The organism is Acinetobacter sp. YH01019, from assembly GCF_013420285.1.
In the GTDB taxonomy this organism is placed as follows: domain Bacteria; phylum Pseudomonadota; class Gammaproteobacteria; order Pseudomonadales; family Moraxellaceae; genus Acinetobacter; species Acinetobacter gandensis.
In genome coordinates, this window is sequence record NZ_VOYM01000083.1 from 1 (window position 1) to 11,625 (window position 11,625).

Below are 11,625 nucleotides of genomic sequence, written 5' to 3' on the forward strand. Positions count from 1 at the left end.
ATTACCACAGCAGACGAACAATTTAACTGGGTAATTATTGATGCGACAGAATGTTTAATAGAACGCCCAAAAAAAAAATCAGAGTAAGTTCTACAGTGGTAAAAAGAAGAAACATACGTTAAAAGCCCAAGTGATCTATCATCCGAAGAGCAAACAAATCATAGGAGTAGATATATCGTCTGGCAGTCAGCATGATATTAAATTGGCAAGAAAAACAGTTAAGAAATTCAAACATTGTGACTATGTTATGACCGATTTAGGGTACTATGGGTTAGAGCAAGATGGCTTTAAATTATTGATGCCAATAAAGAAAAAGAAGAATTTACCCTTATTTGATGCTGAGAAAAATTACAATAAAATGATTGGAAAAATACGAGTTGTAATCGAACACATTAACAGTCAATTGAAAAGATTTAGAATACTAAGTGAACGCTATCGAAATAGACGGAAAAGATTCGGTTTACGCATTAACTTAATCGCTGCACTGGTAAACCGGATGAACTTGCAATAACGACTTTCGCAAGAGATCTATTAGTCTTTAAATGTGTCGTTCAATGCCTGTTGAACGGCTTCTACACGTGATTTACATGCCTTATAGGCGGTCATGGACTCTTCAACAATTTTCATTAAATTATCAATGTCTGGCTCTTGTTGAGATTCAAGCTGTTCAGCATTTCGTTTTAAGATTTCATAGCCATCTTTAAAGCTTAAAGTTTCATTAGTCATCTGTTGGCACCTGTATCTGTTGAATTTTGGCTGTGATTAAACCGTCTTGCATTTCAATTTGAATGTCTTGCGCGGTTGTTGTTGAGTCCAATTGCTGCGCACTGCGTAACGCTTTACCGTTTTGCCTTACAATGGCATAACCTTTGGATAGTACGTGTGCAGGGTTTTGTAGTAAGGTTTCACGCATTAAGACTTCAATGTTTTGAGCTGCTGTTTTGAGCTGTAATTGGGCAAAATATGCAGTGTTGTCTTTAAACTGTTGAATGAGACGGGAACCATCATTGATCTGAGTTTGCGCTAATGTCTTGATGACTTGCATCAATTGATCATTTTGACTTTGATATTGCGCGATTTGATGCTGTGAATGCAGTTGAATACTTTGCAAAGCATCTAAGACCTCTTGGCTGCGCTCAACGATATGATTGCGAATACCACCTATGACTTTACTGGGTGTGTCGAAAGAGCGATGCGCAATTTCATCTAAAATTGTTCGGTCTTTTTCATGGCCAATGCCCACCCAAATGGGTACTGAACGCTTACACAGTAGGGAGGCCAGGTCATAATCATTTAAATATGCAAGATCATTAACGGCGCCACCACCACGAATAATGGCAATTAAGTCGGGTGCTGTATTGTAATCGTTGGCCCATTGTCTTAAAGCTTGAGCCAAAGCAGTTTGAATGCTCTGAGCTGCGGTATTGCCTTGGAAGGTTGCGGAGTGATAGACAAAGTTACACACCCCAGCATGTTGTAACGCATCTGCATCTTTTTTGAAGTCACCTAAACCTGCTGCATTTTCAGGAGCAATAACCAGTACTTGATTAATATCAAAGGGTGCAGGTAGTTGCTGATTTTTATGTATTAAGCCTTCAATACTGAGTTTTTCGATAATCTGTTGATAACGTCGAGCAAGATCACCCAATGTAAAACTAGAGTCGATTTCTTCAATATTGACAGAAAAACCATATTGCGGGTCAAAGCGGGCACGTACTTTTACCAAGACATTTAAGTCTCGACTGAGCTCAATGCCACTTTCACGTTCAAATTTTCCAACAACTTTGGCTGCCGTAAATTTCCAAATTGTGGCTTTGCAACTGGCGATGACTTTGTCGCTGTCTTGTTCTTTTTCAGCGAGTTCGAGGTAATAATGCCCACCTTTAATATTTAAATTACGAATTTCAGCTTTGACCCAAACCGCATCATCAAAGGCCAATTGAATGACTTCTTTGACTGCAGAGAGGTATTCGCTCAGGCTAAATTGTGCGTCGGACATAAGTTTAAATACGGGAAGATATAAATGAATATTCATTTAAATACTAAATAAATATTGAGCAAAAGCAAATGATCATTTCGGTGAATAAATTACATACACCGCTGAACCAAGAATTACTTCAACACAAACTAAGCTATAGTCTTGATTTATTTCACGCGCAAAAGTTCATTCCAATTACTTAGGTAAGCCGGTGAGCAGAGATTTTGTTTCATACGCCATGTCGATGCTTCATTTTGAGACAAGCCTAGAGAAACAAAGTGATGACCAAATCTTTTTTGAATATCGCCAACTGTATTGGATAATTTTTCACGTGCTTGCCGCTGGCTCATATCGCAAAAAAGATCAGGTACGAAACTTTGCTTGGGAATGAGCTCCATTAACACCACACCGGCTTTTTTATATTTAAAGCCCGCTTTAAATATTTTTTCCACCGCATGTGTTGCAGCTTGGGTAATAGTCAGTAAATCATCAGTATGTTCATTTAAGGTGATGGCGGTATAAGGTGCATACTTTTCAGTATTATTGAAACGACCTGTTTGAATATAGACCCCAACCATACGACATAAAGACTGATCTTCTCTTAGGCGAGTTACTGCTCGTGAAATATATAAGCGAATAGAGGCTTTAATATCCTCGAGTTCATAGACCGGTTGACCATAAGAACGACTGCTTAAAATTTGCTGTTTGCGCGGCGTATCTTGTTCAATATCCATGCAGGAAATACCTTGTAATTCACGTACAGTTTTTTCCATTACCACACTAAATTTTTGTCGAATATTTTTCGGATGTGCTTCAATTAAATCTAAAACATGTTGAATGCCCAATTGATTTAAAGCTTTCGTATGATTGCGACCGACACCCCAAACCTCAGATACGGGTGTTTGAGAAAGCAAAAGTTCTGACGAGCAAGGATCCATATCGATTAAATTGCACACCCCATTTAAATAAGCATTTTTTTTTGCTAAATGATTGGCGATCTTTGCCTTTTGAACGTCCAATACCAACACAACAGGGCAGTCCTAACCATTTCCATACAGTTTCTTTGATCTGTTCTGCATAAGCAGTCAAATCAAATAGATCTTGATAAGCTGTTAAATCTAAAAAACATTCATCAATAGAATAAATTTCACGGTCTTCTGGGCCGACAAATAAGCCCAAAATATTCATAAAACGTCTCGACATTTCCGTATAAAGGGCATAATTACTGGATAGTACCTGTACTTGATGACGTTGAATCAGATCTTGTATTTGATAGACAGGCACGGCCATTTTGATGCCTAAATCTTTGGCTTCTTGACTACGTGATACGACACAACCATCGTTATTGGATAAAACTACGACAGGGGATTGATTGAGCTTAGGGTTAAACACACGCTCACAACTAACGTAGCAGTTATTTACGTCAACCAACGCAAATACTTTATTTTCAGCTTTCATATTTAATTCTTATTATTAAGTGTGAGATGAGCGCTTATAGAGTTGCTTTAAGTTAAAAGTCACCACGCCTTGCACAACGATAGATTCGCTATCATTGGGAATAATATGCTCATAGGCTGGATTTTCAGCCTTTAGCCAAATATCAGGCAATACTTTGTCGGCATCCCCAAAAATATTGGCGATTTCTTCTTTCGACATTTTTTCAGTCACCATTAGGCGCTTTAAGGTGATTTCACGATTATCAATTAAGGCAACCACGATGTCGCCGTGTTTGGCTTTTAGGCTGCGATCAACCTAAAAAGTATCATTAATTTCAAAACCTGCATAAAGCAAAGACTCACTGTCGACATGAGCAATAAAGGTTGCAAGCGGATTAATCACCAGTAAATCATTGAGGTCTAAAGCTTTGTCGAATACGTCCTTGTTGGCAAAAGCAGGGCCAGCAGGAATGCGCTCTAAGGCCACAGGGATTTCAAGGCGAGATTGCTTTTGAATGGCTTGAACATTTAAGGACGAATTGAAAAATACTTGATCGGCAGACTGTTGCTCAAGTAAGGCATTAATGGTTGGACTTGGCTTTCCGTCACTTCCCATAAGCTGTTGTAGAGACGACCAAGCTTCATCCGAAAAATAAATCGGCAGTTTTTTTGACATATTTGCTCCTACGCAACGTGGCGTGTTTGAAGACAATTGATGTATTTAGAATAAGAGTTCAGCAAATGATTTTCAAATATAAAAATGTCTTTAAAAACAATAGAGCGACAACATAAGTCGTTTGAAAACAGGGCTTTATCTAAGTGATTATTTGGCTGAAATATAGTCGCATGCAAAGGTGTTTTACTGCTTGGAAGCAAGGACTACCGCGCATTTCACCGCTTGTCGTTTTATTCTAAATGAGTCATCTACATCGTGCTGATGTGCATGCTGTTCTAGATATAAATTCATTTAAAAAATGGCGAGATATGGATTAATGCGATACAGATTGGGTAATTTAAATGACAAATCATGACCAATATTTTATATTGCCTCCTGAAAGGAGAGATTCATGAAAAAGTTGTTTGCTTTATCTGTGATTGCTGCGCTTGTGGGGTGTTCTGAAAAAGCACCATTAACCCCTGAACAGCAGTGGCAAGGCTATTGTAAGAGTGTAGGTAATGCTGCACGAACCATTATGCTAGATCGTCAAAATGCGATTGAAAAAGAAAAAGCTGTTGAACATGCTGCTAAAATTGAAGATGAGACCACTAAAAAGTTCATCATGGAAATTTTAGAAGAAGTTTACGCTTTACCTGAAGCTGAAATTAAGGCTGACGTTGAAGGTGCTCGTGAAAAAATCCGTGCAGAATTTACTGAAAAATGTATTGCGACGCCGCATACAGAAATGCCAGATTACAAACCGTTCTAAGGAACGGTTTTTTAGGCCTTCAACAACTCAATATCATCTTAATTTAATAAAATAGCCTAAGTAGATTGATTAATAAATTGTCACACTTACTAAATCATAAATATAGAAATACTTATCTTTTTAATGAATAATGAAAAATATAATCAGAAGAAAACAGGAGTATCGAATGGACGTTATTGGATATATGCATCACTCAGATCTACTCCTAGAAGATGAACAAGGCGTAGCAATTATCGGTGGTGGGAACTACGTGCTCAGCATTGGAGATAAAGTCACATTACGCCAAAAAGTAGATGAATTTTCTCAGCGTTATTTGGTCGATATCAGCTTTGCAAGTAATCAACATCAAACCACATGTCAGGACGAATGGTGTCTCAGATTTACAGGCGATCGAGCAGAACTTCAGCAATATTTATCTGCCACCACTGTACACTAAGGTGGAATATGAAACACTATTGAGATCAGGCAACATTTAGTTGCCTTTTTTTACGAACAGATTTCAGCTAAAAGTTTAAAAAGTGATTGTTAAAATATCTATAAGTGCTGATTTTGCTTAATGTATAGGCAATATGACTATCATTTATTTATAAAATAATGGGCATCACGAAGAAACACTCTAGTTGCATTAACTTTTAACTGGAATTTTAGTAAAATTTAGCAGTCCATATTATTTGCGTAGCTTTATTTAAAGCAGGAATGCGTAAATAATTTTTTAAAAAAGAGGAATAACACCGTGCTAGAAGCTTACCGCCAACACGTTGAAGAACGTGCCGCACTCGGAGTCCCACCGAAGCCACTTGACGATGCTCAAACAGCTGCATTAGTTGAATTATTAAAAAACCCACCAGCTGGCGAAGAAGCATTTTTAGTTGATTTACTAGAAAACCGTGTTCCAGCGGGTGTTGACCAAGCTGCATACGTTAAAGCTGCTTTCTTAGCTGCTTTGGCAAAAGGCGAAGCGACTTCTCCACTAGTAACTAAAGAACGTGCGGTTTACCTACTAGGTACTATGCTTGGTGGTTATAACGTTGCTCCTTTAGTTGCACTTCTTGATGATGCAGAGCTTGCTGAATTAGCTGCAGAAGCACTTAAGAAAACTCTTCTTGTATTTGATGCGTTCCACGACATTGCTGATAAAGCAAAAGCGGGTAATGCAAATGCACAAGCAGTTATGCAATCTTGGGCTGACGCTGAATGGTTCACTAGCCGTAAAGATGTTCCTGAAGAAATCAAACTTACAGTTTTCAAAGTAACTGGCGAAACTAACACTGACGACTTGTCACCTGCACAAGACGCGTGGAGCCGTCCAGACATTCCGTTACACGCGAATGCAATGCTTAAAAACGTACGTGACGGTATTAATCCAGAAGTTCCTGGCGAAGTTGGTCCACTTAACCAAATTAAAGACCTTATCGCGAAAGGCAACCAAGTTGCTTACGTAGGTGACGTTGTTGGTACTGGTTCTTCTCGTAAGTCAGCAACTAACTCTGTACTTTGGTTCTTCGGTGACGAAATTGCTCACATCCCGAACAAAAAAGACGGTGGTTACTGCTTAGGTTCTAAAATCGCTCCGATTTTCTTCAACACTATGGAAGACGCTGGTGCGTTACCTGTAGAGATTGACGTTGCGAACATGAACATGGGCGACGAAATCGTTCTTAAGATCGATCACGCTGCTGCTAAAGTAACTGCGTTTAAAGACGGCGCTCAAATCGCTGAATCTGAACTTAAAACTCCAGTTCTTCTAGACGAAGTACGTGCTGGTGGCCGTATCAACCTTATCGTTGGTCGTGGTTTAACAACTAAAGCGCGTGAAGCTCTTGGTCTTGCACCTTCAACTTTATTCCGTACTCCAGTTCAACCTGCAGCTACTGGTAAAGGCTTCACTCAAGCTCAAAAAATGGTTGGTCGCGCTTGTGGTCTTCCTGAAGGTCAAGGTGTACTTCCAGGTACTTACTGCGAACCTAAAATGACGACTGTTGGTTCTCAAGATACAACAGGTCCAATGACTCGTGACGAACTTAAAGATCTTGCTTGCCTAGGCTTCTCTGCTGACCTCGTTATGCAATCTTTCTGTCATACAGCTGCGTATCCAAAACCAGTTGACGTTCAAATGCAGCACACGCTTCCTGATTTCATCATGAACCGTGGCGGTGTTTCTCTACGTCCAGGCGACGGTATTATCCACTCTTGGTTAAACCGTATGCTTCTTCCAGATACAGTTGGTACTGGTGGTGACTCGCATACTCGTTTCCCAATCGGTATTTCATTCCCAGCGGGTTCTGGTCTTGTAGCGTTTGCTGCTGCAACTGGCGTTATGCCACTAGACATGCCTGAGTCTGTACTTGTTAAGTTCAAAGGTAAAATGCAACCTGGTATCACTCTACGTGACCTAGTACATGCGATTCCTTACGTTGCGATCCAAGAAGGCGACTTAACTGTAGAGAAAAAAGGTAAGAAAAACATCTTCTCTGGCCGTATCCTTGAGATCGACCTTACAGAAATGGAAACTGACCTTACTGTTGAGCAAGCGTTCGAACTTTCTGACGCATCTGCTGAACGTTCAGCTGCTGGTTGTTCTATCACGCTTTCTGAAGAGAAAGTTGCTGAATACCTTAAATCAAACATTACTATGTTGAAATGGATGATTTCTGAAGGTTATGGCGATGCTCGTACAATGGCGCGCCGTGTAGAGAACATGGAAAAATGGTTAGCTAACCCATCACTTCTTAAAGCTGATGCTGACGCTGAATACACTAAAGTGTACGAAATCGACCTTTCTACAATTACTGAACCAGTTCTTTGCTGCCCGAATGACCCAGATGACGCTAAATTGCTTTCTGACGTTCAAGGCGTGAAAATTGACGAAGTATTCGTTGGTTCATGTATGACTAACATCGGTCACTTCCGTGCAGCTGGTAAACTTCTAGACAAAGTTCCTGGTGGTTCTTTATCTACTCGTCTATGGTTGGCTCCTCCAACTCGTATGGACGAACGTCAATTGATGGAAGAAGGTTTCTATAACATCTATGGTAAAGCTGGCGCTCGTACAGAAATGCCAGGTTGTTCATTATGTATGGGTAACCAAGCACGTGTAGCTCCGAACACTACTTGTGTATCGACTTCTACTCGTAACTTCCCGAACCGTTTAGGTCAAGGTGCGAACGTTTACTTAGCCTCTGCTGAGCTTGCTTCTGTTGCTGCTGTACTTGGTAAATTACCAACTCCAGCTGAGTACCAAGAATACGCAGCTCAAATTGATAGCATGTCTGCAGACATCTATCAATACTTAAGCTTCGACAAAATGGGCGATTATACTGACGCTGCTAAAGACGTTGATACTAAGAAAATTGCTGCTGCTCAATTGTCTTAATTAATTGATAATTAAGCAATAAGCGGTATAAGATAAGGGCTGAGTAATCAGCCCTTATTTTTTGAGTATTTAAATGCAAGAATACATTGATAAGTTAATAAAGCAGACTGTAGAAATTATTAATAAAAATAAAGCTCATGGGGATTTTTTTAATTTATTGATGTTATCAGGTGTTGGGAGTAGTGAAGTATTTACACATACACCTATTCTTAAAGAATTATTAGATCCAAACGGAACACACGGGCAAAAGGATTTATTTTTAAAAAGTTTCATTAGTTATTTTAAGTTGGATTTTGAGATAGATAATTTCTTTTCTATTAAAAGGGAATTTAGGTGTGCGCAAGGTCAAATTGATTTGTTGTTAGAGAATAAAAATAAGGCGATAATAATAGAAAATAAGATTTATGCAGGGGATCAAAGTAAACAGTTAAATAGATACTATGATTATTGTATTGAGAAGAAAAAAGCACCTTCAATCATATATCTTACTTTACAAGGCAATAAACCTTCTCAATCATCTTTAGGTAAAATAATAAATAAGGATGATAAATACTTTTTAATAACTAACAATGAAATAAATTCTATAGATTTACAATGTTTGAGTTATAAAGAAGATATAACAAAATGGCTTGAAAATCATATTTTATATTTGGTTAAAGAAACTCCTAATATAGAGTCTGCAATTAGACAATATTTAAATTTGTTAAAAATTTTGACTGGCGAATTGATAACAGTAAATAAGGAATTGAAAAAGATGTTAGTTGATATAACACCTGTTGAATTAGAAGCAATCAGAAAGCTATCTACTCAATTTAATAGTAGCGCATATCGTGGCGAATTGCTTTTTAAATTATTTGAATATGTTGAAAGCAAATTTTTAGAAACGGGAAATTTTGAAAAATCATCAGAATTTAAGAGTATCCACTACACAGCTAATAATTGTAAAAAGTGGTTTAAGCAAATTAGTAATTCAAATCCTGCTGCAGAAAGGGATGTTATAGGCTGTGTATTGAAAAGTAAGAAAAGGCCAGACATTAATTTTATATTTGTAGCTGCAACAGATTATTTTCACTATGGAATTGCTTTATCTGAAGAAAGTTCCACTAAATTGGAAGATATATTAAAACTTAATCCGACATGGGGAGAGCCTAAATATTGGAAAAAGATTCCTAACGGATGGGTTAGTAAAGCTATAGGTGATTTAAGAGGCTTTTCGGGCGATGCCTTTAAATTATTATCAATCAAAGATAATAAGGATTTAAATGATTTTATTAATGATTGTTTAAGTGAGTTGGATCTATTAATTCATTTATGAAAATAGGTATATTTTGGTACTTTCAAAACCAAATCATTGGCATTGAACACAATTTTAATCAATCAGATCAAAAATTCCTTGGTCTGATTGATATTACATACAATGATGTTGAGTATTGGAAAACATTAAAACACACTTTTCCAAATCTACAAGAATTTGAATATGAAAATGTTCCACCTATGAAAGTCATATATAACGTCAAAAAAAAACTATGTCTATATGAACATTAAATTACTCAAAGCAGCGATAGCAAAATTGGATGCTGCATTTTTTAACTAGATTTTGAGTTTGCTATTTGGATGTAATCTCCGCACTTTATAACTTAAACTTTACAGTTGGCTCATTCGATCGTTCAATCCACGTATATTTAAATAAATGAAAAGTTGAAGTAAATACATGGCAAAAAAATCCCGCTTCCTCTGTATTGGTGGTTTCCTCAATGGAACCCAAGTCAAAGACCAAGGTGACAGCTTTGTCTGAGTCGAAAATGGTAAACAGGTGAATTACCATAAAAAGGAAATCTTCCATCAAGATGCTTGGGATCATGATTATTATGTTTGTGAAAGTACGACAGACCAGCAAGCACACAATTGGGTTTATGATATTCCATCGTATTAATTGAATCTATTTAGGACATAAATTAAACAATTACTAGAAACAATAACTTGCATAACATTTCTAAAATTGATTTTTCATACTGTTTTCCTAAAACTGTATGAAAATAAAGCTAATAGGGAATGTTATGAATTATGAAATCGATGCCTTTGGCACCTTGGTGATTGCAGTATTTTTTCTTTTTATTGGGCGGTATCTTGTTAGTAAAATTAGCTTCTTTAGAAACTATAACTTACCTGAGCCTGTAATCGGCGGTCTAATCGCAGCGATTACAGCTTTTATTCTCTATAAATTTTTTAATATCAGTGCCACATTTGACTCAGAAATTCAAACCATTCTGATGCTGATGTTCTTTACCTCTGTTGGTTTAAGTGCAGACTTTACCAAGCTCAAAGAAGGTGGGAAATCACTGCTGATCTTTCTGGTCTGTGTCATTTTATTTGTAGTTGTACAAAATGCGGTTGGCATGAGTTTAGCCACAGCACTTGGGCTTGATCCATTGATTGGTCTGATTGTCGGTTCTGTTACCTTAACGGGTGGACATGGTACTGCCGGTGCTTGGGGTGAAGTGCTTGAAACTCAATATGGAATACAGGGGGCAATTGTCCTCGGAATGGCAAGTGCTACTTTTGGTTTGGTTATTGGTGGGCTTGTGGGTGGTCCGGTTGCCAAATTCTTGATTAAACGAAATCAGTTGGCAGAGACAGTAGCGCAAGAGACCAATGAACAACAACTCGATACTAGCATCAACACCGCACCCTTCGAATATCCAAAGAAAACCCGGTTGATTACAGCCAGTAATGCAGTGTCGACTTTGGGGATGTTTGCACTATGTATATTTGTTGCGAATGAAATGACAGAGATCAGTCAGGGAAGATGGTTTGAACTACCGACCTTTGTCTGGGCTTTAGGGACAGGGGTGATTGTACGTAACTTCCTAGAGCATGTACTGAAAGTCGATATTTTCGACCGTGCCATTGATGTATTCGGAAATGCGTCATTATCCCTGTATTTATCTATGGCTTTACTGTCACTGCAACTCTGGTTACTGGCCGATTTGGCAGGCCCGCTCATTACCATTTTGTTTGCGCAGACAGCGGTACTGATTTTATTTACCGCAATTGTGACCTTTAGGATTATGGGAAAAAATTACGATGCAGCCGTATTGGTAGCAGGGCATTGTGGTTTTGGTATGGGAGCAACCCCGACTGCGATTGCCAATATTCAGGCAGTTACCAATAGCTATGGTCCATCGCACAAAGCCTTTTTGATCGTACCGCTATGTGGTGCATTTTTTATTGATATTGTGAATGCTGTGGTGATTCAGAGTATCATTGCATTTTTCGGTTAAATTTTAGGTGGTGTTTCAAAAAGTATGCTGAAAAAAAGCAGGTTGAATTTTGATAAAATAGAGAAATGCAAATAACTCTAGAAATCAAATGTCCAACCTGCCTCAGTGACAGTATAAAGAAAAATGGCAT

General features: G+C 38.1%; 7 protein-coding genes and 4 pseudogenes. 7 read left to right on the forward strand and 4 right to left on the reverse strand.

What is annotated here, in order from left to right; genetic code table 11:
- Positions 1-511 (forward strand): annotated as a pseudogene (locus FTT84_RS14905) (transposase); the annotation flags it as partial.
- 20 nt (positions 512-531) lie between these two features.
- On the opposite strand, the gene xseB reads toward FTT84_RS14905, so the two are convergent.
- From xseB to FTT84_RS14925, 4 genes and pseudogenes are all read right to left on the reverse strand, one after another.
- Positions 532-726 (reverse strand): exodeoxyribonuclease VII small subunit, encoded by a 195-nt coding sequence (xseB, locus tag FTT84_RS14910; RefSeq protein WP_067767225.1) that lies wholly within the window; start codon positions 724-726, stop codon positions 532-534.
- A complete protein-coding gene (gene xseA, locus FTT84_RS14915; RefSeq protein WP_180056814.1) occupies positions 719-1,999 on the reverse strand; it encodes an exodeoxyribonuclease VII large subunit in 1,281 nt (426 codons plus the stop codon). Before xseA ends, xseB begins: the two co-directional genes overlap by 8 nt.
- 146 nt (positions 2,000-2,145) lie before the next feature.
- Positions 2,146-3,436 (reverse strand): annotated as a pseudogene (locus FTT84_RS14920) (Y-family DNA polymerase).
- 15 nt (positions 3,437-3,451) lie between these two features.
- Positions 3,452-4,090 (reverse strand): annotated as a pseudogene (locus FTT84_RS14925) (LexA family protein).
- Between the two features lie 391 nt (positions 4,091-4,481).
- On the opposite strand from FTT84_RS14925, the gene FTT84_RS14930 reads away from it, so the two are divergent.
- The 6 genes and pseudogenes from FTT84_RS14930 to gltS all read left to right on the forward strand — a co-directional run bounded on the left by FTT84_RS14930 (position 4,482) and on the right by gltS (position 11,495).
- Positions 4,482-4,841, forward strand: a complete 360-nt coding sequence (locus FTT84_RS14930; RefSeq protein WP_067767203.1) for a hypothetical protein — start codon at positions 4,482-4,484, stop codon at positions 4,839-4,841.
- A 166-nt stretch (positions 4,842-5,007) separates the two neighbouring features.
- Positions 5,008-5,277 carry a hypothetical protein gene (locus FTT84_RS14935; protein ID WP_067767201.1) on the forward strand — a complete coding sequence of 90 codons (270 nt, stop codon included), beginning with the start codon at positions 5,008-5,010 and terminating at the stop codon, positions 5,275-5,277.
- A 297-nt stretch (positions 5,278-5,574) separates the two neighbouring features.
- Positions 5,575-8,214: a bifunctional aconitate hydratase 2/2-methylisocitrate dehydratase gene (locus FTT84_RS14940; protein ID WP_180056775.1), complete on the forward strand. Its 2,640-nt coding sequence runs from the start codon at positions 5,575-5,577 to the stop codon at positions 8,212-8,214.
- A gap of 73 nt (positions 8,215-8,287) precedes the next feature.
- Positions 8,288-9,529 carry a PD-(D/E)XK nuclease family protein gene (locus FTT84_RS14945; RefSeq protein WP_016659079.1) on the forward strand — a complete coding sequence of 414 codons (1,242 nt, stop codon included), beginning with the start codon at positions 8,288-8,290 and terminating at the stop codon, positions 9,527-9,529.
- Positions 9,530-9,925: 396 nt separating this feature from the next.
- Positions 9,926-10,147 (forward strand): annotated as a pseudogene (locus tag FTT84_RS14950) (hypothetical protein).
- Between the two features lie 124 nt (positions 10,148-10,271).
- Positions 10,272-11,495: a sodium/glutamate symporter gene (gltS, locus tag FTT84_RS14955; RefSeq protein ID WP_016659076.1), complete on the forward strand. Its 1,224-nt coding sequence runs from the start codon at positions 10,272-10,274 to the stop codon at positions 11,493-11,495.
- Positions 11,496-11,625: the final 130 nt, after the last annotated feature.

Bases quoted from the DNA above. Each gene is read 5' to 3' on its own strand.
- xseB (WP_067767225.1), bottom strand. From the start codon at position 726: ATGACTAATGAAACTTTAAGCTTTAAAGATGGCTATGAAATCTTAAAA.
- xseA (WP_180056814.1), bottom strand. From the start codon at position 1,999: ATGTCCGACGCACAATTTAGCCTGAGCGAATACCTCTCTGCAGTCAAA.
- FTT84_RS14930 (WP_067767203.1), top strand. From the start codon at position 4,482: ATGAAAAAGTTGTTTGCTTTATCTGTGATTGCTGCGCTTGTGGGGTGT.
- FTT84_RS14935 (WP_067767201.1), top strand. From the start codon at position 5,008: ATGGACGTTATTGGATATATGCATCACTCAGATCTACTCCTAGAAGAT.
- FTT84_RS14945 (WP_016659079.1), top strand. From the start codon at position 8,288: ATGCAAGAATACATTGATAAGTTAATAAAGCAGACTGTAGAAATTATT.
- gltS (WP_016659076.1), top strand. From the start codon at position 10,272: ATGAATTATGAAATCGATGCCTTTGGCACCTTGGTGATTGCAGTATTT.